Genomic DNA, 25,447 nt, shown 5'->3' on the forward strand with positions numbered 1-25,447 from the left:
CCACAGTCTTAACTTGCCCTGTATTATACATTACAATACTTTCGCTCTGTCTAGGGGCTTGACCCAACCCAAGAGCGCGAAACTCGGTTTCTGGGGATATTTCTGATTTTTAGACAAATTTGAGTGATAAACCGGGTTTTTCACAGCACTTACAAGGCAAGGCAAAAGCGATCTGACAATTAGTGAGGACGAAAGTTCGATCGAGTTTGATCAGGACTCAAGTCCTCACTACAAAGCAATTGCAGAGCTACCAGACAAAAAGTATAAAGAAACCGGGTTGAGCAACCAGTATTCTGCCCTCTGGAGGGAGAATACTGGTTGCTCAACCCGGCTGGTAAGTATTTATACCTTAAAAGGTCTCGTTAAGCAGACTCCCAAATTCCCCGAATTCTGTCCGGCAAAAAGCCAGCTATTTCCTGAATTCGCTCCTCGGACAGCTCATCCTTCGTTGCCGAAAATACAGCCGCGATCGCAGTTTCCGGTTTTACTCCCGAAGGAAGTGCGCCTTCTAGTTCCACCCTCCGTGCAAACAAATTGCCATCGATCCCCAAGGGTGCAGGCGCGCCGGTCAAAGGTTGACGCACCCGGCTGAGCAATCCCACCAGCGGATTGGTATCTTTCCAGAGGTCGGCTATTTCTTGTTGCAGGGTTTTGTCATCCGTAGGCAAAACTTCTTTGTGCAATTCAGATTCCACGTGCTCGATGGCTTCTTTTGTCATCACATCGCGCATGATCCGGTACACTACTTCGGTAATGTCACGGGCATCAAAAATATCCTCCAAGTGACCGTTTACCATCACTTTTTCCAAAAACGGCATATCCTTTGAAGCGATAGGAACTGCCGACCCTTCTTGATGGAGCGACTTCGGAGGATTCGTCTCCATTTTGTGTAACAGTTTGCGGCCTTTTTCTGTTAAATCAGCTTCTTGAAATGCGACTAAAGGCGGCAATACCTCAGTTCCTCCGTAAGGTTCTCCACTAAAGTCAGCTTTGATAAATTCTCTTTGGTTGAGGTAGTCCAGATGACCGAGCAATTCCGCTTCCGCCACCTGGTGACCGACATATTCTTCGGCTGCGTTCCTAATTTCCGACTCTCCCCTGCCGTTTCCGCTGCCAATCTTTTTGAGCAAAATGTAAGTCAGGTCGTCTCTGATTGGAATTGTCATTAAAACCTCCTAGGTTAATATCCGGTAAAGCTCATGTAAAAACTTATTTTTTTTACTGGCTTAAATTGTGATGATTACTACTTAAAAACATTGAAGTATAAAGTAGAGTAATCAAGTATCTCTCAGCAGGTGTAAGTTATTAAATTCAAGTTGGGGCTAGAATATTCCTTTAGGTAGATCCATGTACGGGAACCCACATCTAATGTTGTTATTATCCTTAAAAGCTGTCGCCACTCTTCAATGCTATTAAGCGAGGACGCTTTATTGGTAAGATTATCCGTATTTATTGCGTGTTTTTACCAGGGCTGACGCACCAAGAGCCCCTAAGTTGGTAATTGGCGCTGGGAGAGGTAGAATTAAACAGGTGCTATGGGGTTAATCAACAGCGGTCATTTTGCCCGCAGCTTGTAGCGATATTGTATCGGATTAGACCAAAAACTGGTCATGGAAGAGCTACCAATACGAGCCAATCTGTTTCAAGTGCCGCAGTGCCACTTGAAGAATGCCTCGGTAACAAATTTTTTGATCGTTTCGAGCGGCATTTATGAACTACCTTCATTGGGACAATAAATTGGAATCCTCGTCTTTGATTAGCGGTCAACCCCCGGTTGACAAGCGTCCTTTAGTGTTGGCTGTAGACGACAATCCGGACAACTTAGAGCTGCTGACACAAATACTCGATTTATTCGGCTGCGAGTGTGTGGGAGCAGTTGACGGGTACGCAGCTCTTTCAGCAGCAGTCGATCGACAACCCGACCTAATCGTACTTGACATTTGCCTGCCGGATATAGACGGTATGGAAGTAGTAAAGCGCGTCCAACAAAACCCCGATCTCAGACATATTCCGATTGTTGCCGTCACAGCACTAGCAAAAGCAGAAGATCGCGATCGGATTCTCCAAGCAGGCTGCGTGGAATACCTTTCCAAACCTTTTAACATCAAAGATTTAGAAAGAATTATCCGCCAGTACCTGAACTCTGAAATGCTTTTGGTTGAGTTTTAGATTTATAATTAGAATCACGAAATTGAGGTGCCGAGTCCAAAATTGCGATCGTTCCCGTGCGGCCAGTCTCTAAGGTCGCATCGCGGAGCAAATCAGTGACTCCCACGCCCAAAACCTTTTGAATTAATTCTTTCAGTGGCAATTCCAGAACTGATTCTAATTGTGCTCGCACCTGCAAAGCCAAATCGTGCTGACCGTTCTGAGCCAGCAGTTTTTCTGGTTCAGTAAGCCCATTTTCGATAACAATTATCAATTTGTTATCCAAAAGATTGCAGAGCGCTTGACTCGTTTGGTGTCCGAGCTGAGAGCGGTACAAAGCTTGAATTCCCTGCGAAAGAGTGCGTTCTAATTTCCCGCGAGTAGGTTCTAATGTTTCGCCTGTCATATTTTTTATTGAGATAAAGATAAATCAAAAAAACAGTTAACAGTTAACTACTAACTGGTTAACAGTTAACTACTAACTGCTAACTGTTAACTGTTAGAAATAACCGTCGCGTTATCCGACAGTAACTTCATTAGTTTCCACCCCAGTTGCACCCTTAACGCCTTTAGCAATTGTTACCAACTTCTTGACAATTTCCTGACTGGGAACTGTACCTTTGAGAACCACCGTAGTGCCAAGTTGAGCCACATAAACAGTCTCAATATCCGCAACATCTGGATTTGCATCGAAAGCCTGAGCAACCCGTTTAGCTAAACCGCTTTGATCGTATTCTCCGTTCAAGCCCATGCGTTCCGGCGGGATTGTCTGAGCGCTCGCAGCAGGTTGAGCTTGAGCTTGAGATTGAGCTACAGGTGCTTGGTAAGCAGGAGCATCAACAGTTTCTTGATTTTCAAGTTTTTCTAAACCAAACAATCTTTTTAGCCAGCCCATAGAGTTTGTCCTCCGACAAAGTTTGTGTTAATTGACTTGTTAATTGACAGTTGGCACGTCGCCGTGCAATTTTTATTCTCAATACCAGGAATTACGATCGCACTCTTGGATGCAGAAACCGAGTTTTTTTACAAAAAAGTATCGTTACAGCCATCCACCTAGGTAGAAAAACCCAGTTTGTTGAGTTTGGTGCGCCCATCCTAAATACAATCTACTGTTGTACAACTGAGCCGATCATCTGCCTGGAGACATAATTCTCCGGCTCTCAAACAAATACTTGCGCTGATCATTCCGGCAAATCCAACTTAAACCCTTCTTGCCCAACTTCTACTATTTTGTTATACATCCACTCGTGCCAACTTCCTGCCGCCGGAAACTTAGGAATGCTGTTACCAGATAGATAAGTATCAGAAAAATTAGCGACAACTACTGCTCGCGTTTCCTCATCGCTCCAGCGGTAGTAAGCCAGCACTTTGGCTTCGAGATTTTCGTGGATAAATATCAATATTTTCGGTATAAAGTGCCGGAACTTTTTCCCGCAGCCGAATCACGTGTTTGTAGTATTCCAAGAACTCATGATTTGGCTAATTTTTCAACAAAAACCATTGCAGTTTATTCGACTGGTTGCGAGTTAGCCGAGTGGATTGTCCAAACTCTTCGCCCATCCACAGCATCGGTATTCCTACTGCTGTGACTAACAAAACCGGGCGTTGCTGATTTATGGTATGAAAGGCTAAATATGCAAGTCATAGAAACCAGTATCTACAAAGCTTCGGGATTTTCAACTTATTTTTTTATACCCTGATTAAGCAACGCGCTGAATTTTAGTGCGGAAATAACCTCTGTCATCTTTTTCTAATAATTTTTTTGCCATTGGGAAAAAGCGCCGAGCAGTGTAGCTGCTTTGTGGTTGGGAGCGAAGAGTTTGAATTCAATTGCAGCGGCCATGAATATCTGGTTTGCAGAAATTATAAGTGTGATTAGTATTGATTTTTACAATTTGGTAAATCTGTCGCCCTCGTTCTTAAGAGTTACAGGTGTAACTCTTATGTTGTTAGGTAGTTATAGGCGCACCCGGAGGGTTTAGTAGTAGACACCCTAGCGATTGAGTAAGGTGCGCCACTAAGCACCCGGAGGCCAGATTTAAATCAATCAAAAATGTAGTTAAAGTAACTAAAAAATATTAAGGGCTGTTTATGAAAAGTAATTTAACTTTTGATAACTATATAAATCGTGGTCAGAGTTTAATTTTTGTAACTAAAGGAACATTTTTTCGCTAACAGAGCTAATACTGTAGAAAGATGTCATTTTAGGCGGAAATAGCGAGGATGTGATTGTAATTATAAGGCAAGGAAAACCACAAGAATGAATGCTTTATTCCACTGGATTTTCGCGCCATCGACTTTAAGCCAAGTTTGAGCCGAGAATAGCAATGATTATTTTTGCTTATGTCTTGGCAGCAGTTGTTTTATATTTTTTGACTGGCAAACTTGGCAGAACCGGAATCAGCTTTAACGACTGCTGCTACCTCAGTAATTGGTAATTGGTGAAAATCTCATTCGTCCCTGTTACCCGTTAGATATTCCGAGCAGTGGCTCTAAAGCTCTAAAAGTTTAATTGGGGATGTTGGCGAATTACCGTTACTGTAAAACTCTGGAGTGTTAAAAATGCTAAAACAAATGTGTTGGTTGCCCAGACTCGGAGGCAAGGGAGAAAAGATATTGCACTTACGCACCGATGCCCGTCAGGGGTGGCGGCCTTATACAGCTTTTCCGCAGTTCGCTGTACCCGACTACCGGGAACCGGGCGGTTCTAAGGGATGGGCAACTTATCAGAAGCTGAGAACTCAAGGGTGGAATTTAATATCGACTGCAGAAGGGCAGCAGTCGATTTTTGGCGAACAGAAAAGTGCTTAAAAAATCTGAAGCCGCAGCAATAAAAGAAGAGGTAAAATCCTCTTCTTTTTATTGCTTGTGGAGAGAGAAACTGGGTTTTTAACCGTCCTACTTGCTAGAATGGGTAAGGTTTGCAGTGCTCACCTTAGATAATTTTAAGATGTTTGCCAGTTGCAAGTAAATTAGGCGATCGCCCTTTCTTTCTCTGCTGTAGTTGCTACGTTATGGAGCACCGGCTGGCGAGTTTTCAAGTTAAACCGGTATCCGTGGGGGAGTATGTGCAACTTAGCGCCGCAAATCGCCAAAGCCTCATCCTTCAAAAGTCCCTCTACATTGTCGTGGAGTTTTTCCGACTCGTCGATGACAGTTACAGCGCTTTCGCCAATGACTTCCAACTCGTCACCGTGGACTAAAATAGCTGTATTTTCGTCAATACCAAATCCCAACACGGCAGGTTGCAGCAAGAGTGCCGAAACTAAGCGTCCCAGACGGCCTCGCTGGGCGAAATGCTGGTCTATGACAACTCCTGGAAGGAAACCCATTCCCGGGCCCATTGCTACCACATCAACGCGGGGATTTGTCTCTGAGTCTCCTTCAATAATCATCATGTCTGGCATCATTGCCGCGCCGGCGCTGGTGCCACCAACAATCGCCCCTTCCGAGTAGCGTTTGTGCATAGCTGCGTCGAGTTTGGTGTCTTTCAAGCAGCTAATAATCCGCGCTTGATCTCCGCCAGTAAAGAATATGCCAGTGGCTTGTTCGATCGCTTCTAAATAATCTGGATTGCTGGCATCTTCGGGTCTCTGGGTGTCAACAACTCGCACATCTTCAGCGCCAAGTCGCTCAAACACTCGGATATAATTATCTCCTACTTCTCCCGGCAGGCTTGTGGCAGCAGTCATCACTACAATGCGCGCTTTAGTGCCTCCGGCGCACCGCAAGAATTCCCGCAGAATTTTGCAGTCGCCCTCTTTGTCTTCCGCGCCACCAATAATTAGCAACTTCCCCTGGTTTTCGTTGCTCGCCATATTATCTCCACTTTTAACTTATTAAATTTCAATAAAACACAAAATTCCTTTTTCCGAAAACTGCCAAAAGGTATATATAGATACAAAAAAATCTCATGCTTCTACACTCTAGGATGCACACAGCAAGGGTGATATGGAAGTTTACTCATCCTCGATGATCCACAAAACAAACTTACCCCCCCTAACAGGAGATAGGAGGGGTCAAGAAATGAGCTTAAACTACAGGGCTGACGCGCGCGCGGTGATCAATCCGGTTTCTGATCCGATTCTTCGCTAATCCTCCTCTGATTGCTCGTAGAAATCGGGTTGATGAGCATCAGTCCTCAATTAGTCCGATCGCCCGTTAGTGCGATCGCTCGATCAAATTGCTCAATATGGTACTCGCCCGTTCTAAAGGTAGGTGTCTGGGTTTGCCGTTCCAGACAATCTGATATTCGTTGCTGTTTTGACCATCACCGTAGCCAGATATTAGCTTCCGGTGAAATGCTTCCTCAGCCAAGTGGTGAACTTTTTCCCTGAGAGCAGTTTGTGCGATCTTCATAATTTGCTGCCTCTTAAATTTTCTTTCACTGTCATAAACAATTATAAGTACACAGTGTACCTCTCAAAAGTTATAGCTTTTTTTTGCAAGCGGGGAAAGAAGTAGTCGTTAGTCATAAGTGCTTAGTTATCTATGCTTAGTTATCTATGCTTAGTCATCTATGCTTAGTTAGATGTTGAAGGAAGAAGGAATATTTTCCCACTCTCACCCTCTCCCCCTCTCCCCATCTCCCCTACTCTCCCACTCCCCCTATCGGGCAATACTGAGGGCAGAATTGCTGGGAGTATTTATCTCACTGCTGGAATATCTATGCCCGCAGGTAGTATCCCCTGCACCGACTATAAAGTTACCGTAAAAAATTAGCTCAAAGGAGGTTAGAAAATGCTGCAAGAAAAAAGCACGGAAACAGCCCGCGTCAATGCTCGAAAAACCGATATTTTTGATGTGTTCAACTTCAAACACTATATCGGGCCCAACCCTTATTTAGACACCGCGGCTTTAGTTTTTGATTTAGCGGTGACGGGCGCGAGCGAACCTTTGCCGATCGCACATTACCAGGAAATTATTAGTGATCGCTACCCGCAATTCCTGCACGAAACTTTCTCGAACCATGCCCAACTGTTCGGCCGTACCGCCTCAGAAGTAGCAAAACTTGACATGGGTTTGCATTTTCAACACTGGAACATCAAGCCGTTTTCTCAGTTTAACAGAATCAGCATAGAAGCACTTCACGCCCGCACTGCCAGAGCCGTAGTGTACGCAGTTTGGGATTGGTTTGAAGCCATTAATCAAAATCAAGACTTTCCCTTGGAAGCACAAATGGGCGCGCTGCAAAATATGTTCCGGCAGTCAGTTTACGGAGGCCCGACAGTTTATTCGTTAATGCGATCGGCATCCCAAAAAGGCATTCCCGCATTTTATTTGTGGGATGAAGGACTAATGCAATATGGGTACGGTAAAAAACTGGTTCGTGGCTCTGCAACTACCTTTGATTCTGACAGCCACTTAGACTCAGATTTTACCACCCGCAAAGACGATTGTAAAGCTTTTCTCGCTACATTAGGATTTCCTGTTCCCAAAGGCGATATCGTCTCCACAGAAAACGGAGCTCTGGCAGTTGCTAGAGAAATTGGCTACCCAGTTGCTATCAAACCAGTAGTCGGTCATAAAGGAATTGGCGTCACAGCAGATGTCCGGGAGGCAGAGGAATTGCAGGCTGCTTTTAAAAGAGCAGTTAAGGCTATTCCCGAAACAGATCCGGTGCGAGTAATTGTGGAAAACAGCATCAAAGGATCGGATTTTAGGCTGCTGTGCGTTGACGGCAAATTTGTTTCTGCCACTGAACGCCGACCCGCTTGCGTAACAGGTGATGGCGACTCAACAATTCGCGAATTGATCCGCCGTGAAAACCGCAAACCAGAACGTTTGGATACGCCAACTTCGGCGATGAGCAAAATTCAGTCCGACGAAGCGATGGAAATGTATCTGGAAGAACAAGGACTGTCATTGGATAGTGTGCTAACTCGCGATCGCACTGTGTATCTACGCAAAGTCGCTAATCTTTCCGCAGGCGGTGTCAGCATCGACGCTACCCGCACTATTCACCCGGATAACATTGTTTTGGCTCAAGATATCGCCCTACATTTTCGGTTAACTTGTTTGGGGATTGATGTGGTAACAGAAACTCTCGCCAAATCTTGGAAAACAGGCAATTTTGGGATTATCGAGATCAATGCCGCGCCGGGAATTTTTATGCACCTCAACCCCGCTGTCGGCGAAGGAGTTGATGTGCCTTCGCATATTATCGAAACTTTCTTTGAATCGGGAAAATCAGCTCGAATCCCAATTATTACTTTCAACAGAATTTCGGTACATGACCTACAAGAAACTATCGACCATATTCTGTTGCAGCATCCTGATTGGACAATTGGTGCTGTTTGTCGCGGTGGACTTTTTGTTAACCGTTCTGAAAAAGTTTTGAATAAGAATTACCATCTTAACGTGCAAAGTTTGCTACGGAATCCCAAGCTAGATTTGTTAATTGCTGAATATCCCGAAGATATTTTGGAAGCCGAGGGAATGTTTTATCGGGGCAGCAATATGGTGGTGCTAGATAATCCGGGAGAAACTGAGATGATGTTGGTTAGAGAAAGCACTGATGACGATACTGTTGTGGTGAGGGAAGGAAGTAGTATTTCTATTCGCCGCCAGGGGTTGATCGAACAGTATACTCTCGGGGATGAAGAACCGTTTACGCGGGTTTATTTGAAGGAAATAGGGACTGTTTTGTAAGCGCTTCCACAGTTAAGTTGGTTTTGTAGGGTGGGTATTGATTACCCGCCCCACCACATCAAGGTTTTTTCTTGTTCCCAGGTTCTTCCGGGGAAGGAATTTGGGAGGGATCAGATGGGAACTGGCTTCGTTACACTTAGTTACAATCGCTTTCAATTCCTCAGTCGTGGATACACTATTCGTAAAAAGTCGGTTTCTTCCCAACTTTCTCGTTACCACACCAATAGTTTCGTAGAAACTGAGTTGCTCAGGGTAAGTCTTATTCCTGCGATCATAAGTTTTTAGACAATCTGGTTTCTGCGCTGCCCTTCGTGCTATCAAGGAATTTTACAAGTCTTTAAAAAATTGCACTCCGGTGGCAGAAGGTCTGGAAATATGAATTTTGCGAGCAATTGGTTTAATTCGCTGACCGAAAGTTTACTGTCGCACCGTCGCTACATTCCAGCAGCCCTGACTCTTTGCACTGGTACGAGTTTGTCATTGGCAGCCGCAGCCGTTGTGTGGCATTCGGAAAACCAACGAATGCAAGCTCAATTTCATCAGCAAGCCGATCGCCTGAATGTGGCATTGCAGCAAAGCATCAATAAAAATTTAGAAGTTTTGTACTCACTTGAAGGATTCTACAGGGCGTCTACTGAAGTTACCAGAGAAGATTTTAAGCACTTCGCTCAACCTGCACTTGCCCGCAATACTGCTATACATTCTGTTAACTGGATTCGGCGCGTACCTGCTGCCCAAAAAGCAGCTTATGAACGGAGAATTCGAGCCGAAGATTTTCCGGCATTTCAAATTTACGAGCGAACTCCTGACAAAAAGCAGGTCAAAGCAAAAGTGCGATCGGAATACTTTCCAATTATTTACAGAGAAGCATTAGAAGAAGATAACAAAGTGATCGGTTTTGATGTTGCCTCCAGCCCCGATCGCAAAGCAGCTTTAGAGAAATCGGTGAATACCGGGAAAATAGCGGCTTCCGCGCGGATTAGATTAGTCAGCAACAATCAACCGGGATTGCAAGTATTTCTACCAGTACACCGCCGTACAACTTCTGCTGATAACTCCGTCAACGGCCGCCAAAACCTCATGGGAGTTATTGCGGGTCTGTTTCAGATCACGAGTATGGTCGATTCCTCTTTAGAATCGCTAAATTTAGACAAGATTAATTTTTACCTCTATGACAACTCTGCTATAGAGAAAGAACGCTTTCTAGTGCGCTACGACTCACAAGCTAAGCAGTTAATAGATAACCCAAAACACGAAAAGCCAGAGTTAGCTAATATCCGGGGAAAAATCTGTCAAAATCCTAGTGCTTGCACTCGCCTATTTAACGTAGCAGACCGCCAGTGGAGGCTGCTAGTTTTGCCTGGGAAGGGGTACAACAGTATGAGGACACATCAGGGTTCGCTGGCAATTGGCGCGATCGGGCTATTGATGACTGGCAGCTTGACGATTTACCTGTTGATGTCTCTAGAACGTACTGCAAAAGTAGAACAGCAAGTGTACGATCGTACCATTCAACTAAAACAGCGCACGGCTGAACTAGAAACGGCACTAAAAAATTTGCAGGAAGCTCAATTTAAACTCATCCAAACTGAAAAAATGTCCAGCTTGGGACAGTTGGTGGCTGGAGTTGCCCACGAAATTAACAATCCTGTGAACTTCATCTCTGGCAACCTGATCCATACAGGCGCATATACTCGAGACTTGCTGGAACTTGTGGAAATATACCAGCAGCAATATCCGAACCCAACGCCCGAAGTGCAAGCAAAACTAAAAGATATTGATTTGGAGTTTATCAGTGAAGACTTGCCTAAAATCCTACAATCTATGAATATGGGAGCTCAACGGATCAGCCAGATCGTGCTTTCTCTGCGGAATTTTTCGCGCTTGGATGAAGCCGAAATGAAGTCGGTTGACATTCACCAAGGCATTGACAGCACCTTGATGATTTTGGAGAGTCGGCTGAAACCAAAAGCTGATTTTTCGGGCATTAAACTCATCAAAGAATACGGAAATTTGCCATTGGTGGAGTGCTGGGCGGGACAATTGAATCAGGTATTTATGAATGTTTTGAGCAATGCAATTGATGTTTTATATGATACAGCAAATCAAAACAAGCTCGAAAACAACGCCTCGAATTCTGTATTTTTACCTACTATTCGGATTCGCACTGAACTTTTAAGTTCTAATTGTGTATGCGTGCGAATCGCTGACAATGGAACGGGCATGACGGAAAATGTCAAAAAGCGTTTGTTTGATCCGTTTTTTACTACCAAGCCTGTAGGCAAAGGTACTGGCTTGGGATTGTCGATCTGCTATCAAATAGTAGACAAACATCACGGTTCGCTCAGGTGCGTATCGGCTCCGGGAGAGGGAACTGAATTCTTGATTGAGGTGCCGGTGCGGCAACAGTTCGAGCAATCTGTTTCTAAGGTTTCACCTGCAGTAGGTGTCAATCGATTTTAGATTTTAGATTTTAGATTTTAGAATTGGGGATAAATTACTGTTTAATGGTTTAGATGTCTGCTACAGTTGCAGCTTTTATGAGAACTAATATCAAGTGAAATTAGGTGAAGAAATTGGTAGAATTTGATTTTTTTTAAATAGTTTTGAGGAGCGTGAACCGGAGAACTAGATTGACATATAGTAGTTCTCAAAAAAGTTCGTAGACGCTTGGGTTTTCCGTGTTCGGTAATCGGTAATCCGGAAAAAGGTCATCATGAAAAAGCTTGCTGTTCAAAAGCAGGGTAGTGCCATTATTCATTACCCATTACCCATTACCAGACATACCTCACTCTTAATGAGACTGGGCTATATATACCTAGCCATAATTTGGCTTGCATTCCTGTGAAAGATGCTCGCGGTGCTTAGGTTGCACCCTACAATTAACAGTCAACTGCCCTGAGTTAGAGTTATTGCCAAGCGCGTCTTAATTTATAGTTAAATATCGCCCAAAACAAATATTTGGGGTTTTACCCGTCGTGACAATTTATAATTGTAGCGATGCCAGATTACCAATTACTAACTACGATGTCTTTACAATTTATTAGCATTCCGCCAAAAACCGATCGCAAACCTGTCGCTTTGATTGTCGCTTTGCACGGATGGGGTGCTAATGCTCGCGATTTGACTTCCTTAGCACCCTTTTTCAATTTGCCGGATTATCAGTTTCTGTTTCCCGATGCCCCGTTCCCCCATCCCCAAGTAACGAGCGGCAAAGCGTGGTATAACCTTCAAAGCAAAGACGCTCAGGGATTGGTAGAAAGCCGGCAATTGCTGAGGGAATTTTTGCTGTCTTTGGAAAGCACCACGGGCGTGCCTTTGTCTCGCACGATTTTAGGCGGCTTTTCTCAAGGCGGAGCGATGACTCTAGATGTGGGATTGACTTTGCCCCTAGCTGGTTTAATTTGTCTGAGTGGTTATTTACACCAGATTTCGCCAGTTGCGGGGAGTGTATTGCCACCTGTTTTAATCGTACACGGTACTCAAGATACTATTGTGCCTGTTAGTGCTGCTGTGCGATCGCGCGACAGTTTGACGGCTTGGGGAGCTGAGGTGCAGTATCAAGAATTTAACATGGGACACGAGATTCTGCCGGAAGTTATAGAGGTAATGCGAAGTTTTGTTGTAGAAACTGTGTCGAAATCTGATTAAAGGTTTAGTATATAGTATGGCGGAAGTCTCGGGCAGGGGAAAAAAATGAAAACTTTAACCAAAGCATCGCGCGATATAGCTGTACTTACTTCTCAGGACGTGGCAGAATTGGCTGTCCGTTTGGAAGTTGACGATTATACAGATCCTTTTGAGGGATTGAATGATTGGCATTTGTTGCGATCGCTTGCCTTTCAGCGGCCGGAACTGGTTGAACCTTATCTCCACCTTCTGGATATGGAAGCCTACGACGAAGCATAGACTGAAAAATCTAGCTCAAAAAATTCGACGGAATTGAGGAAGAAGTTAGCAGCATATTTTGTTGCGGATTAAACAGATGAATTAGGGATTTTAGCCTGTTTTTATCTTAATTTCTTTCTTGATTCTTTTTTATGGCTGAAGGAAGAAGGAAGAAGGAAGAAGGAAGAAGGAAGAAAGAATGAGGAGATGCGATCGGGCAATTCTTCGCACTGGTTTCAGGAATTCATCAAGTTCTCATAACCTCGAAGGTTGCTGTATTACCAAAAATCATGAAAGGCAGACGAATTTTAATTGGCGTTAGTGGCGGGATTGCGGCTTATAAAGTTTGCGAAGTAGTTTCAACTTTAGCAAAAGCTGGAGCGGAAGTTAAAGTTATTCTTACTGATGCTGCCGGGGAGTTTGTAACGCCTTTGACTTTTGCTACTCTTTGCCGCCATCCTGCTTTTACGGACAAAGATTTTTGGCAACCCAGTCACGGCCGCCCCCTGCATATTCAATTGGGAGAATGGGCGGAAGTTTTTGTGATTGCTCCTTTGACAGCTAATACTTTGGCTAAGTTGGGGGGGGGTTTTGCTGATAATTTGCTGACTAATACTGTCTTAGCTTCTACTTGCCCAATTTTGCTGGCACCGGCGATGAATACGGATATGTGGGAACAGCCGGCGGTGCAGCGGAATTGGCGTGAAGTGTTGAGTTATCGGCGCTATCATGCTGCGAATCCGGGGGCGGGAATGCTGGCGTGCGATCGCGCGGGTGTCGGCCGCATGGCAGAACCTTATGAGATTTTGCCTCATATTGAATCGCTATTGTATGCGAAGGGCGATCGAGATTTAGCAGGCCTTCGGGTGTTGATCAGTGCGGGAGGAACGCGGGAACACCTCGATCCGGTGCGGTTTATCGGCAATCCTTCCAGTGGCAAAATGGGTATAGCTTTAGCGCAAGCTGCAAAGCACCGGGGCGCGACAGTGACGCTGGTACACAGTATAACTGGCGAATTGCCGCTCTCAGGTGTACTGGCGATCGCAGTTACGAGTGCACAAGAAATGCGGCAGGCGATGCTGCAATGCTTTCACGATGCCGATTTGACGGTGATGGCTGCGGCGGTAGCAGATGTGAAGCCGGCTGACTACAGTAGCGAGAAATTGCCGAAGCGATCGCTCCCGAATAGTTTACCGTTGGCACCGGTAGCGGATATTGTGGCAGAGTTGGGAAAATTGAAACAGCCGCACCAAAAATTAATCGGCTTTGCAGCACAAACTGGGGATATTGTCAAGCCAGCTTTGGAGAAATTGCGGGCAAAGAAACTAGATGTAATTGCCGCAAACCCGATCGATCGAATAGGTGCAGGTTTCGGCAGCAATACCAATCAAGCAATATTAATTAATGCCGCCGGCAAGCAAGTAGAAATAGCACCTTGCAGCAAGCTAGAAATGGCTCACCGATTGTTAGATTTTGTGAGGGAAGGGTGAGGGCGCGATTTACTCATTAACTGGGATTAATTACTACTGGTTCGGGCGATAATTCTGATTCCCCAAAATCCGTTGATTCCGAGTCAGCAGACAACTCAGTATCTGCGACAGTAATTTCTAGTTTAAATCCTAATGCTTCGAGCAGTGCTACCAAACTATAGATTTCCGAACCTGCACTTTCTGTCAACATCTTGTCAAGTTTTTCCCATTGAAGTTGAGCTGACTCTGATAAATTGTTGAACTTTAGCCGAGAATCTACAACGTCTTTGAGTACCATTTGGAGCAATTTAGGTTCATCGCTGGCTTCTGTCAATGTCACCTCGATATAACCTGCTGCTTCTTGGGCATTTCTCATAGATTCGCTCAGAAATTCTTGGTAACTCCTACTCGTTGGTGCTTTCACGTCTTTCATAGTCTCTCCAATATTGAATAGCTTTGCCAATATCTCGCTCTTGAGTGCTCTTATCTCCACCTATTAGCAGAAGTAGAATTGTCAGCCCGACTTGGCCAAAGTAAAGCCGATATCCAGGGTCAGAGTCAATTTTGAGTTCAAAAACTCCTTCTCCCACGGACTTACAATCTCCTACATTACCAGTCATGACTCGCTTCAGCCTTAACCGAATCCTATTTTTGCCTGTGGTATCCCGGAGCGAGTTATACCAATCTTCAAAAGGATTTGTCCCATCTGCTCTCAGGTAGTTGCGAATTTCCCTGGGTTGTACTTCCATGATTTTATCGTACTTGATTAACAATTTCTATCGTAGGGCGATCGACACCGCATTAAGTGGGCAAATCATACTTAAGACAGAGGTATTCGCTCAGCTTTAAGGTAAACTTTGTGGCAGGAAACTTTGATTAAAACAGGGCATTGTGAATGAATTTTAAATCGATCGCAAAAACCAATCTACTATTCGGCAGTTTGATAATTAGCCTCGGATTGCAATCACTTCCAGCCACAGCGCAAGCAGTCACCGACGCGCAAGTTTCCGCACTCGTAGAAGCGCTGCGACAAGCCGCCCCGCCACAAACTGCAAATGACGGAATGTACAGTCAGTGGCAAGTTTTACCAGGCAATATTTCCCGCTGGGCAAAATTCTGTACCAAACAAGATTTAACACCGCAACAATTTGAGGCCGACGCGACAAAAGCCAAATCAATTGTTACCTGTATCGTGGGCGATTTGCTGCGCGACGAATACAAAGCTACCAGCAACAATGAATTAACCGCTGTACGCCGCGCCGCTTGCTGGTGGATGACAGGGGACTCCGCAGCTTGTAAAAGTGGGGCAACTGCTACTTATGCCGATAAAGTTATCAGCGTTTACCAGAAGCAGCAACCTAAAAAGTAAGGTTTTTGCTGCGGGATTTAGATTTTTTTACCGCTGATGCACGCGGATTAACGCAGATGAATTGCGATCGATTTTATTCCCCGATCACCAATTCATCTTCTTTTAAAGTAACTTTTAGTCTAAATCCTAGCGCATCCAAATACAATTTCTGCGTTCAGGACTAGCCGAATTTTCCTCGCTTATACTTCCCTGATTTTTGTGAAATATACATATTAACCTGTGCAGGTTTGACTCTGCGACTGAATTACCCATTTTCTGCCTGACTTCTCATCAACTTTTGCACGCTGGCTAAAGCCCGATTTACTTCATAATTTTTTCTTTCTGAATTCTGCAAAAAAGCCTGCTGTTCTTCTTCAATCATTAACACATCCTGCCGCACCAAACCATCTAATAATTTTTGAGCCGCACCGAAACAACTATCTTTGATAAACCTGCGAAACCATACAGGCAATTTGTGCAGCCGCCAAAACGCATTTAATGAGGTAAAGTGAATTAAATAAGCGCGAGTTGCTGTCTCACTCACCGGACAAACCAAGCAGTAAATCTTAAAGTCGCTTCCCAAAGTTGAAACCCAGTGCGGGTAAACATAACTCACCTCCAGCGGTTCCGGGTGCAGTCGGCGCAGAGATTTAAAAAACAACTGAGAAATTGACCAAATTTTATCTATTTTGTAATAACTTTGGGCCTGATAGCGAGCAGTTACTTGATGCTCGTTTTCTTCTAAAGTATCTAACACTGGATTAGCCCAAGCTTGCCAATCATCGTGCAAGTGTCCGTGGTACATATCCATCAAGTTTTCAATTAAAAATGAATAGTGTGCCTGACAGTCGATGACTGAAACTGTGGCAATATAATTGAGATGTTCCCACTCTGGCACATCCAATAAATCTATTTTTTGGGCGTGGGTTTCGTCGCCGGGAAACAGCCAGATAAAACCGTTTTTTTCCTGGACTGGATAGGAGCGAATTTTGCAGCTAGGTAGCTTTTGATTTTCTGCTAAATAATTGACTTCGGCGCATTCTCCCCTTGTATTTAACCGCCATCCGTGGTAAGCACATTCGATTAAATCGCCTTTTACTTGACCGTGGCTGAGTTTAACTTGTCGGTGCGGACATCTATCTTCTAAAGCGTTGATTTTGCCAGAACTGTCGCGGAAAAGTACGATCGCCTGATTCCAGATTTTCGCAGCTAGAGGCTGAGTTTGCACCTCGCTGCTGCGGGCGATCGCATACCACCGATTGAGATTAATGCCCAACTGGCGGATGTGAGTTTTTTGTTCCCTTGCAGATTCCGATTTTATCGCGTTGTTTTGCATTACAAATGTTCCCAAATTACGCCCATAAAACAACCCAATTTTACAAAATAACAGCCCGGAAAGCAACGACCGTAAATTTTTCTAAATCTCCGTTCTGACAAATACCTATCGTTAGCTAAATGCTTCAACCACCCAGGCGACAATCGAAATTTTAATAATCTTAAAGCATTGCGAAATCCGTAGGTGGAACAGTCGGGCTTAAAATCTCTCGCTGCACCTAATATGTAGCCTATTGTAGCAGGTCTTTCTACTTCCGAAATATTATCTAAAAAGACGATTTTCCCGTGCGGATTTAACATTTTTTTAATTGCATCGAGGGCGACGGGGAGGTTGGGCAGGTGGTGAAAAGTTGCAGAACTAACTATTAAATCAAATTGGCGATCGAGCGCTAATTGACTGGCATCCATTTGGATGTATTCGATATTGGGAGCGGAACGTTTTTGACTGGCTATTGCCAGCATCTTTGCTGACAAATCGACGGCGACAACATTATCGTAATACTGGGCTAATTCAAAAGCAAGAATTCCAGAACCGCAGCCAATATCTAATGCTGCACCTTTGCTGGTCGATAGGTTGTTAGTAAAGAAATCGTTCTGGTTTTGCAAGGTGGCGACGAAATCGTATTCTGTTGCAAAAGCATCAAACATTACAGATTTATTACCAATTTTGCAGTTACTATTCAGCATCTATTATTGCTTTATACTAATTCAATAATATTTTAACCGCATATCCACCCACCTCAACGCAGATATTTTTTTTGTTCGCAAGCTCTGCCTTTTCTCCTCAGCGAAACCACACCCACAAACCGTAACTCATCTTAACAAAAGAATGTAACTGTAGGAAACCTCTAAACCCTTATTGAATTAGTCATTCTCATTCCTTAAAATCTCAAATCTCAAATCTCAAATCTCAAATGGTATGGCTGGGGGCGGGTTTTACCGAGAATAGCAGCCGATAATTGACGATTTATAAAACCCGCCCCCACTGCCAAGCTTAGATTTTTAACACGCCTTCGGGATTCACCGTAAAGAGCGATCGCCTCTGCAAACCCTCTTGATATAAAATAGCATTAGCTGCCAACAAACCGCTGCTCACTGCCCTTTCCATTAAACCGCAAGGAAACGGCATTTTCACCCAATCTCCCGCAAACAAAAGATTAGGAACAGCGCAGCAAGTCTCCGGGCGTTCCGCATAACTACCGGGCGGATATCCAGAGAAATTCTTTTGATTTACCAATTCCCGGTGCAGCATATTTGCCTCTTTTAATTCCGGTACAATTTCGTACAATTCTTGCTCAAAAGTCGCCAGCAAAACTTCCTGATTCGGAAATTCCTTCTCCTTGTAACAATAAGCGTGCAATTCCACTACACTACCACCAGTTTTCTGATTCCACTCGATAAACTGATCCTGAATTCGGTGGTAAAGCGTAATGCTGTCAGTCAGTTTGTAGCCGGAAAGCGAACTGAAATTGCTGTGTTCCCACGGAAATTCGCGATCGAACCAAAAACGGCCCACAGCAAACGGATCTGCTATTTTTAAGCTCTCTATCCGGCTCTGCACCTGCGGATTTACCTCACCGCTGGCCAAACTAAACAAATGCTGCATCCCCGGAACATCGGCCGCAAAAACATAGTAATCAGCCTTCAATGTTTCCGCCAAATTTTGCGGCTGCGATTGCTTAACCGCTGCTACTAACTGTATTTCATCTGCTTTTTCATCGACTACCTTAAATCGAGGCAAATCCCGCTGAGCAGGCCCACTGACAACTCGTCCTTCGGCATCAAAAACGGCCCCGTGACAAGGACAGTGAAATTGACCGTCGTTTTGTTTCTGAACTGTGCAGCCTTGGTGAGTGCAGCTCAGAGAAATTGCCTCTTTTCCCGACGGTGCGGCGGCAAATACGCTGTCCCCAGCGCCGAAATATTTGGTAGAGTTGCTGTCAGTTAATAGCGCGTTTCGCTTCACCCAAAAAGGTATTTTACTTTGCACGTCTCCAGACTGGTAACTCAGAGAATCAATCTTGCCGTTTTCCCAGCGAATCTCACTGACTGCGACATCTGTCAATACTTTGCCGCCTTTGCTTTCAATGGATCTGGCAATAGGCTGCACCAAACTCGTGCCCATATCTTGCCGCGTGCCGTTGAATGCCAAACCCTCTGGATTTCCGAAAAAGTAAAAGTGGAAAAATTGCATTAATTCTCCCGCGCTCAATTCGTCGGGAGCGTTGAGGCTGGATTTGGCAAAAGGCAGAAAATACAAGTCATAAAGTCCGCGCGGGAATTCGCCTTTTACCCAGTCGGCAACGGATATATTGTCGAGGCGAGCGAAAGTTTTTTGAGTTTGAAAACCGCCTATTTCTCGAAAGACTTCCCAGTGAGCAGGTTTTGTCAGATTGATTCCCCACTTGAGCCGATTAGGAGAAGATATCCCCAAATCAACTATATTCCAGGGAAAAGCTGAATGGTTGGGACGGAAAACTTCGGGTTTGTATTTGCCGTCTCGAAACACAACGGCGTAGGATTCTAAAGATACAAAATTATCGGTAATTTCTAGTTCTTCAACAACACTTTTGAGGTTGTAGTATTGCGGAAAAAAACCGTGGAAACCGTGTTCCATCATAAAAGTTTCGTTCCCGACTTGTATCGGCCAACTCGCAATTTTGCCGCCGAGTTGGGGGGATTTGTCGAGCAATGTTACGGCGAAACCCCGCTGGGAGAGCTCGTAAGCACAGGCGAGCCCGGCCAAGCCTGCGCCTACAACTGCAACGGTTTTGCGCTGATTCAGCATTCGTGGCAAGTCAAGAGAATCTTGCACAAAAACGGTGGGCTCTGGCTTGGAAAATCGAGAATAGCCCAGCAGCCCGCCGGCGGCACCGACTCCGAGGAATTTGAGGGCGGTTCTTCGAGAAACTGGTTGGGATAGCGGTGAATTGGTTGATTGACTCATCAGCGGTACGCGGTAACGGGCTTTAAACACAAATACGCCATAAGGCATATATCATAGACCGAAATCAGGATATGTGAAGAAATACTAAGACACATTTCCCCGTCCGATCGCGATCGCACCGTGCCAAGTTCGATCGCACACAATGTATAGTGGAAGCAAAAAGGCTTCAGTTATCTAGGAGAGAAGCAAGAATCAACAAGGAAAAAGCGATCGACCGCATCGCGTAAAATCCTCTAAATAATTAAGTGTTTTTATTTATGTTGATCAACTCTTGTCAACCGCCGCCAATGATGCTAAAAAACTAGGAGATTGTCAAGTCAAATCTTAGGCCAAAGGCTGTCTCGGCGAATTGTACGAAATAACCGGGCAGATATCCAAGGCAAAACAATTAATCAGTCGAGCTTTAAGTAAGTTGGCGAGAAAAAATTTAACTATTTTAAAATAAGTAAATACAGAGAATATATCTACTGAGCTAACTCAATATATCGGCGATCGATGCAGGGTATTCCTCACTTAATGCCAAGACAAAACTCGATTCAACCTGAGAAGTGCGGATGTGCCACAAAAATTCAAAGACGCCCGTATAGCTAATGCCGGTTAAACTCACATCTTGCACCATTCTTAAGAACAGGCTCTCCGGCTCGTTCCACAAAAGATGAATTTTTTGTGGAACAGGCCGAAAAGCCTGTTTATAAAAGGATTATTGAGAATGATGCAACATCTCAGTTAAATGTACCTGGCTGCTATGTAAAAAACAGGACTGACTTGAAGAAACCGGGTTTTTGCGTAAGTCCTGTTTATGCAAAACCCCTGAAATAATTTACAAACTTTTACATAAATCGTGCACTTCTTGGTGCGGGGAGTCGGTTGGTGCTGGTATCCACACCCTACGGTAGATATTTGGGGTTGGTCTTGAATGCTAGAGTTGTGCCGCGATCGCCAGCACAGTCAAAATTCACCCACATCCAAACTTTTGCCAACTGCTGCCGCCAACGGCGCTATTAACCGCCCCAAAATCATGCACTACCAATCCCAGCAGCAACGCCAAAAACACACGACTCAGAAAAAAATTAAAAAAGCTATTTTTTACTGCTTGATAGCAATATTTTTCTGCTGGAGCACCGCGAATGTGGCTACAATTGCCCAAAACACAAACCAGGGCGGGCTTAACGGGCAAGAAATGAGAAATTTGCTCGATCGGGGAAACCTCACCGAAGCCGTAACCAGAATCGAAGAAACCTGGGAACAAGACTATCAAAAATACTTTGAACAAGACTTTGACACCCGTGCGAAAACCGCCGAAGCAATATCAAAAACTCTTTCTCGCTTAGCAGTTCAAACAAAGAAAAAACCTGCTTTAATTTACGCTATCCCACGCACCGATCAACTAGAATTAATCTTAATATTACCCGATCGCCCGCCCATTCTCCGCAGCGTCCCGGAAGCCAAACAAGAGAAACTGCTCTCAGTAGTCCAAGAATTAGGTAGCGAAATCACCAACCCGGTAAAACTAAACACCACCACCTATCTAGAACCAGCCCAACAACTCTACAAATGGATAGTTGCACCCCTAGAAACAGATTTGCAAACAGCAAAAATTGAAACCTTGCTGTTCTGTGTCGGCGCAGGTTTGCGAACCGTACCCCTAGCAGCAATGCACGACGGAAACCAATTTCTGATCCAAAAATACAGCCTCGCCCGTATCCCCGCCTTCAAACTCACAGACAGCAATTACACCGACATCAGAAACGAGAAAGTCCTAGCAATGGGAGCATCAGATTTCGCAGAAACGGCGAACAAAGAACCGCTGCCAGCAGTTCCATTAGAACTAGGTGCGATCGCCCGACAGTGGCCCGGTCAATCCTTTCTCAACGAAGATTTCACCATAGTAAACTTGCAATCCCAGCGACTGCAACAAAGATACGGAATTATCCACCTTGCCACCCACGCCGAATTCCGCCCCGGAACCCCAAATAACTCCTACATTCAATTTTGGGATACCCAACTGGGTCTGGATCAAATGAGAGATTTAAAATGGAACAATCCGCCCCTCGAACTATTAGTATTAAGCGCCTGCAGAACCGCCTTGGGAGACAAAGAAGCAGAACTCGGATTTGCCGGTTTAGCGCTGCAATCCGGAGCAAAATCAGCCCTCGCCAGCCTGTGGTACGTCAGCGATGCGGGGACTCTGGCGCTGATGACAGAGTTTTACCAACAGTTAAGAATCCGCAGGCCAAACGACCCTCCAATCATTAAAGCTGAAGCTCTCAGGCAAGCACAAATTGCCGCGCTCGAAGGCAAAGTGACGATCGAAGGCGGTCAACTGCGAAGTGCGCGAGGCGACATTCCCTTGCCCCCGTCCATCCCCAAACTCGACAGCAAAGATTTATCCCATCCGTATTATTGGGCAGCTTTCAGCATTATCGGCAGTCCTTGGTAAGTGGGCCTCTTGACCGAAACTGGTGATAGGCTATAAAACATAAGTAATTTAATATCTGTAGCTGTCGCTCAACCAACCACCACCAACCTGTGACGAATCAAGCGGGAGCCTTCAAGGGGAAAGAAAGATGAAAAAATTAGAATTTTTGCTACAGAAAGAAGGCGATCGCGCCTGGTTGCCCCTAGAAACCTCCGACGTGGAAATTCTAGAAGGTAAATACCGTGTGGTTGCTCGCATTCAGCACCCCAACACCGACATCGAAATTCGCGTTACCCATACCTCCTTCGACCAAGGGGCGCAGCGGAAAGTCCAAAGCCGATCGGCCCGCACCAACCCCGAAGGATTAGTCGTGATCATTCCCTACACCAGGCTCAAACCCGGACTTTGGGAACTCTCCTGCTTGCCAGATCCCAAAGCAACACCACTAAAACCTTGGCAGTACGGCGTTCAGTTGGAAGTATTGCCCGCAGAATCGGAAACCTCCGAACCCCTACCGCCGATCGACCAAATCGAACCTGCTGCTTCCACCGCAGCCCCACAAATCGCAGTACCGGTCGATCGCCCCGCACCACAAATTGCAGCACAGGTTGATCGTCCCGCACCAACCGAAATCCCAGCAGCCGCTGAGGCACCGCAGCAGACCAAAATCTACCAATTCCCAATTCCCCAAACCGCCCAACCTAAACCGCAGGTCAAACTCGAACTCGTCCTCGATCAAGAAACCTTCGTCACCCAACTCGGTCGCCCCTTAATCATTTCCGGCAAAATCGACATTCCCCAACACCCGCAACCAAGCAGAAAAACAGCAACTCTCATCCCCGAATCCGAAGCGCTAGAACTCAAACAACTCATCGGTTCAGCACAACTGCAAATTTACCTGCGCGACCCCCAAACCTCAAAAATTCTCGCAGAAATCCAGCAGCCGATGCCAGAACAAGTTCCCCCCTGCATCTTTGCCTGCGTCACCTACATCCCAACCGAGTGCAAAAGCCGCCTAATTTTAGGAGAAGCAATTCTCAGCAGCGGCGGCGTCACCCTCGCCACCAAACTATTCACAATTACAGCTCGTTTAGAGCACCTTCTACAGGAAATTAAAGACAATTTCATCGAAGAAAAGCATCAAGCTGAACCCTCCCCAACAGCATCAAAACCGTCTGGAAGCGCCAAAAATATATCCTTCCTCAAGCTAGTAGAAAAATCCTTAGACCCTCCCTCCCCCGCCGAAGTCCCAACCACTGAAGCCCTACCCCCTCTACTGGCTTCGCGTCACACCCCAAGTGCAGGCGGTTTAGAATTGCCCGCCTTCGGTAACAAACTGCCCGATAGCAGCCGATCGCAATTGCTCTCAGAAATCTCCAATTCGCCTCAAACTGCCCCAGAGTCGATCTACCCACAAACCAAACCCTCAGACATCCCAAATCCCACTCAAACAGCCGAAATCGGAGCGATCGACCAAAAACCCGAAAACATCCCCCAACCAGAAACAACAGCCCCAGAAACCCCGCCAGCACCCACCAAACAGGCATTTCAAACCTTAAACGTCGAAAGTCGATTTTGGTCGCGACTGAGTTCCCTAGCCAGCAACGGCGAATCCTCCGACTGGCTGAAAGCAACCACCCTGTCACCAACTCCAGCAGCCGCCGCAAATAGCAGCGACGAAATTGCCGTTGTGGAAGAAAGTAGCCCAACCCAGCAGCAACCCGAAACCAGCGAAACAATTTCCGATCCCCAATCCACTAGCCCGGAAGCCAGAGAATTTGTGGTTTTTGACGAACCCCCGCAACCAAAACAAGTTGCTCAAAAAACTGCAACTGTCGTAGCAGAAGTAAATCCCCCAACTCCCTACGTTTTGCCAGAAGACGAGTTAGTACCGATGCCGGTTTTGGAATTGCCGCGCGCCGAAATCATCGCGGGCCAGGCTGTAAAAGTGCAAGTGCAACTGCCGGAATTAATGCCCCGGATTTATGTAAAAGTTTGGGTGTACGATCGACAAACCTACCTGATTCTCGACGGGCCCCGCTGGATTACCGAATTTAAATCTAACGGGTTGGGAAATGTGCGAGCAAGTGTCGAGTTAGAGATTCCCTACGGCTGCATGGAAGTCGAATTTGAGGCAATCGCCGTCGAAATGCAAACTCAGCGGGAAAGCCACAAAATAAGCGTTCACCGCCAAGTTTTACCCCCAGCCGGGCCAAGTTTGCCCCTCGAAGGGTAAGCTCAAATCCCCGTGCATCCCCGTTGCTCCGCTAACATCTGCGGTTAAAAAATCCTACTTACTTCCCGCCAACTGCCGAAACTTCTTCTTAAACTTATTCTTATACACGTAGATCAATCGCTGTAAATCCTCAACTTGCAGCGACATCTCGGCAGCCAAACCCGTGCGGTTCCAAACATCTTCCTGGCACTTGCGACGGCAGAAATTCATTGGTTCCGAGTAAACTTTCCGACTAGATAAAGTCGGCTTCGGGCCGCACCAGTGAATCACCGTCCCCTGAGTACGATCGCCCGCAGGCCCGCTTTCTTCCACCGGAAACTGCTTTCTCAGCAAATCCTGGTCAAAATCCGGCACCAACAACTGCATATCCACATTCTGCACCCGCAGTTTGCCTTCTTGAGCGGCGCGGAAGACCATCAGGTTAAAAAAGCCCATGTCTCCATACTTAAATATGTCTGGATGTTCATCATTAAAATCCAGAATCTTTCTATACTCCTCTAAGCTGAAAACACCTCGTTTCCCAAAGAATGTGCCTGGACAGACATAGCGAGAGCGATAGTCTTGCCAACGAAAATCTGGAAAATACTTTTCGACTCCTGGAATGTCAAAGAAAAATTCCGTGATATCAGCATCCGAGTAATCGTAACAAGGCTGGTCAATAATAAAGTCGAAGTCTTCAAAATTAGCCAATTTGAGGACATCTCCCCAAACAATTGTATCTGCATCCATCAGGAGAAAATTTTGCCAAGGACTTTCCCAAAAGGGAATCATATGACTTTTTCCCCAACCAAAGCTTCTTTTTCTCAGAAGTGGCTCAGAGACGGTATCGTGATTAATGACGCGCACTCCGTAAACTTTTTCTAGGGGACTCACGGAAAACGTACCGTCAATCAACAGGCAGATGGGAACATCTCCCAGGAAATATCGGATGCTAGCACAGCAACCCTTTGCCAACAAATAATCTTGGTCGCAGCAAGCAATAATAACACCAAAATCTTCCATAAAC

The 25,447-nt window shown here is 45.4% G+C and carries 24 protein-coding genes; 11 read left to right on the forward strand and 13 right to left on the reverse strand.

Going from position 1 to position 25,447, the window contains the following annotated elements:
• Positions 1–362: 362 nt before the first annotated feature.
• A complete protein-coding gene (locus tag QUA10_RS11400) occupies positions 363–1,166 on the reverse strand; it encodes a DUF2267 domain-containing protein (RefSeq protein ID WP_333082896.1) in 804 nt (267 codons plus the stop codon).
• A gap of 544 nt (positions 1,167–1,710) precedes the next feature.
• On the opposite strand from QUA10_RS11400, the gene QUA10_RS11405 reads away from it, so the two are divergent.
• Complete coding sequence (locus tag QUA10_RS11405) at positions 1,711–2,169, forward strand: response regulator (protein ID WP_333082897.1); 459 nt, start codon at positions 1,711–1,713, stop codon at positions 2,167–2,169.
• Here QUA10_RS11405 and QUA10_RS11410 read toward each other — a convergent pair.
• Complete coding sequence (locus QUA10_RS11410) at positions 2,123–2,554, reverse strand: DUF2294 domain-containing protein (protein ID WP_333082898.1); 432 nt, start codon at positions 2,552–2,554, stop codon at positions 2,123–2,125. The two genes, QUA10_RS11405 and QUA10_RS11410, sit on opposite strands and share 47 nt — an antisense overlap.
• A gap of 111 nt (positions 2,555–2,665) precedes the next feature.
• Positions 2,666–3,043 (reverse strand): BON domain-containing protein, encoded by a 378-nt coding sequence (locus QUA10_RS11415; RefSeq protein WP_333082899.1) that lies wholly within the window; start codon positions 3,041–3,043, stop codon positions 2,666–2,668.
• 24 nt (positions 3,044–3,067) lie between these two features.
• Between QUA10_RS11415 and QUA10_RS11420 the strand changes: the two genes are divergently transcribed.
• Positions 3,068–3,205, forward strand: coding sequence for a hypothetical protein (locus tag QUA10_RS11420; protein WP_333082900.1), 138 nt, complete (start codon positions 3,068–3,070; stop codon positions 3,203–3,205).
• 124 nt (positions 3,206–3,329) lie between these two features.
• Here QUA10_RS11420 and QUA10_RS11425 read toward each other — a convergent pair whose 3' ends face one another.
• Positions 3,330–3,548 carry an alpha amylase C-terminal domain-containing protein gene (locus QUA10_RS11425; RefSeq protein WP_333082901.1) on the reverse strand — a complete coding sequence of 73 codons (219 nt, stop codon included), beginning with the start codon at positions 3,546–3,548 and terminating at the stop codon, positions 3,330–3,332.
• A 1,162-nt stretch (positions 3,549–4,710) separates the two neighbouring features.
• Between QUA10_RS11425 and QUA10_RS11430 the strand changes: the two genes are divergently transcribed.
• Positions 4,711–4,959, forward strand: a complete 249-nt coding sequence (locus QUA10_RS11430) for a hypothetical protein (RefSeq protein WP_333082902.1) — start codon at positions 4,711–4,713, stop codon at positions 4,957–4,959.
• 161 nt (positions 4,960–5,120) lie between these two features.
• Here the strand turns inward: QUA10_RS11430 and QUA10_RS11435 are convergent, their stop codons facing one another.
• Positions 5,121–5,966 (reverse strand): cyanophycinase, encoded by an 846-nt coding sequence (locus QUA10_RS11435; protein WP_333082903.1) that lies wholly within the window; start codon positions 5,964–5,966, stop codon positions 5,121–5,123.
• Between the two features lie 343 nt (positions 5,967–6,309).
• Positions 6,310–6,507 carry a hypothetical protein gene (locus QUA10_RS11440; RefSeq protein WP_015175364.1) on the reverse strand — a complete coding sequence of 66 codons (198 nt, stop codon included), beginning with the start codon at positions 6,505–6,507 and terminating at the stop codon, positions 6,310–6,312.
• Positions 6,508–6,888: 381 nt separating this feature from the next.
• On the opposite strand from QUA10_RS11440, the gene QUA10_RS11445 reads away from it, so the two are divergent.
• The 5 genes from QUA10_RS11445 (at position 6,889) to coaBC (ending at position 14,177) form a co-directional block, all read left to right on the forward strand.
• A complete protein-coding gene (locus QUA10_RS11445) occupies positions 6,889–8,799 on the forward strand; it encodes an ATP-binding protein (protein ID WP_333082904.1) in 1,911 nt (636 codons plus the stop codon).
• Between the two features lie 375 nt (positions 8,800–9,174).
• Positions 9,175–11,262, forward strand: a complete 2,088-nt coding sequence (locus QUA10_RS11450; protein WP_333082905.1) for a CHASE domain-containing protein — start codon at positions 9,175–9,177, stop codon at positions 11,260–11,262.
• A 564-nt stretch (positions 11,263–11,826) separates the two neighbouring features.
• Complete coding sequence (locus QUA10_RS11455) at positions 11,827–12,450, forward strand: alpha/beta hydrolase (protein ID WP_333082932.1); 624 nt, start codon at positions 11,827–11,829, stop codon at positions 12,448–12,450.
• Positions 12,451–12,495: 45 nt separating this feature from the next.
• On the forward strand, positions 12,496–12,708 hold the full coding sequence (gene isiD, locus QUA10_RS11460; protein ID WP_006632739.1) for a protein IsiD: 213 nt from the start codon (positions 12,496–12,498) through the stop codon (positions 12,706–12,708).
• Positions 12,709–12,977: 269 nt separating this feature from the next.
• Positions 12,978–14,177, forward strand: a complete 1,200-nt coding sequence (gene coaBC / locus QUA10_RS11465; RefSeq protein WP_333082906.1) for a bifunctional phosphopantothenoylcysteine decarboxylase/phosphopantothenate--cysteine ligase CoaBC — start codon at positions 12,978–12,980, stop codon at positions 14,175–14,177.
• Positions 14,178–14,193: 16 nt separating this feature from the next.
• Here the strand turns inward: coaBC and QUA10_RS11470 are convergent, their stop codons facing one another.
• The gene (locus QUA10_RS11470; protein WP_333082907.1) at positions 14,194–14,589 is read right to left on the reverse strand and encodes a transcriptional regulator; all 396 of its coding nucleotides are present in this window, start codon (positions 14,587–14,589) and stop codon (positions 14,194–14,196) included.
• Complete coding sequence (locus QUA10_RS11475) at positions 14,561–14,905, reverse strand: type II toxin-antitoxin system RelE/ParE family toxin (protein WP_333082908.1); 345 nt, start codon at positions 14,903–14,905, stop codon at positions 14,561–14,563. Before QUA10_RS11475 ends, QUA10_RS11470 begins: the two co-directional genes overlap by 29 nt.
• Before the next feature lie 146 nt (positions 14,906–15,051).
• On the opposite strand from QUA10_RS11475, the gene QUA10_RS11480 reads away from it, so the two are divergent.
• Positions 15,052–15,525, forward strand: coding sequence for a hypothetical protein (locus QUA10_RS11480; protein WP_333082909.1), 474 nt, complete (start codon positions 15,052–15,054; stop codon positions 15,523–15,525).
• A gap of 244 nt (positions 15,526–15,769) precedes the next feature.
• Here QUA10_RS11480 and QUA10_RS11485 read toward each other — a convergent pair whose 3' ends face one another.
• The 4 genes from QUA10_RS11485 to QUA10_RS11500 form a co-directional block, all read right to left on the reverse strand.
• On the reverse strand, positions 15,770–16,840 hold the full coding sequence (locus tag QUA10_RS11485; protein WP_333082910.1) for an aromatic ring-hydroxylating dioxygenase subunit alpha: 1,071 nt from the start codon (positions 16,838–16,840) through the stop codon (positions 15,770–15,772).
• Positions 16,840–17,526: a class I SAM-dependent methyltransferase gene (locus QUA10_RS11490; protein WP_333082911.1), complete on the reverse strand. Its 687-nt coding sequence runs from the start codon at positions 17,524–17,526 to the stop codon at positions 16,840–16,842. Before QUA10_RS11490 ends, QUA10_RS11485 begins: the two co-directional genes overlap by 1 nt.
• A 307-nt stretch (positions 17,527–17,833) precedes the next feature.
• Entirely contained in the window at positions 17,834–19,786 is a 1,953-nt protein-coding gene (locus QUA10_RS11495) for an FAD-dependent oxidoreductase (RefSeq protein WP_333082934.1), read from the reverse strand.
• Between the two features lie 472 nt (positions 19,787–20,258).
• Positions 20,259–20,405, reverse strand: coding sequence for a hypothetical protein (locus tag QUA10_RS11500; RefSeq protein WP_333082912.1), 147 nt, complete (start codon positions 20,403–20,405; stop codon positions 20,259–20,261).
• 297 nt (positions 20,406–20,702) lie between these two features.
• Here QUA10_RS11500 and QUA10_RS11505 point away from each other — a divergent pair, with 297 nt between their 5' ends.
• Both QUA10_RS11505 and QUA10_RS11510 read left to right on the forward strand, forming a co-directional pair.
• Entirely contained in the window at positions 20,703–22,226 is a 1,524-nt protein-coding gene (locus QUA10_RS11505; protein WP_333082913.1) for a CHAT domain-containing protein, read from the forward strand.
• Between the two features lie 127 nt (positions 22,227–22,353).
• The gene (locus QUA10_RS11510) at positions 22,354–24,441 is read left to right on the forward strand and encodes a hypothetical protein (RefSeq protein ID WP_333082914.1); all 2,088 of its coding nucleotides are present in this window, start codon (positions 22,354–22,356) and stop codon (positions 24,439–24,441) included.
• A 54-nt stretch (positions 24,442–24,495) separates the two neighbouring features.
• On the opposite strand, the gene QUA10_RS11515 is transcribed toward QUA10_RS11510, so the two are convergent.
• Positions 24,496–25,443 carry a hypothetical protein gene (locus QUA10_RS11515; RefSeq protein WP_333082915.1) on the reverse strand — a complete coding sequence of 316 codons (948 nt, stop codon included), beginning with the start codon at positions 25,441–25,443 and terminating at the stop codon, positions 24,496–24,498.
• Between the last annotated feature and the right edge of the window lie 4 nt (positions 25,444–25,447).

The organism is Microcoleus sp. Pol8_D6 (assembly GCF_036700965.1).
Taxonomy (GTDB): Bacteria; Cyanobacteriota; Cyanobacteriia; order Cyanobacteriales; family Microcoleaceae; genus Microcoleus.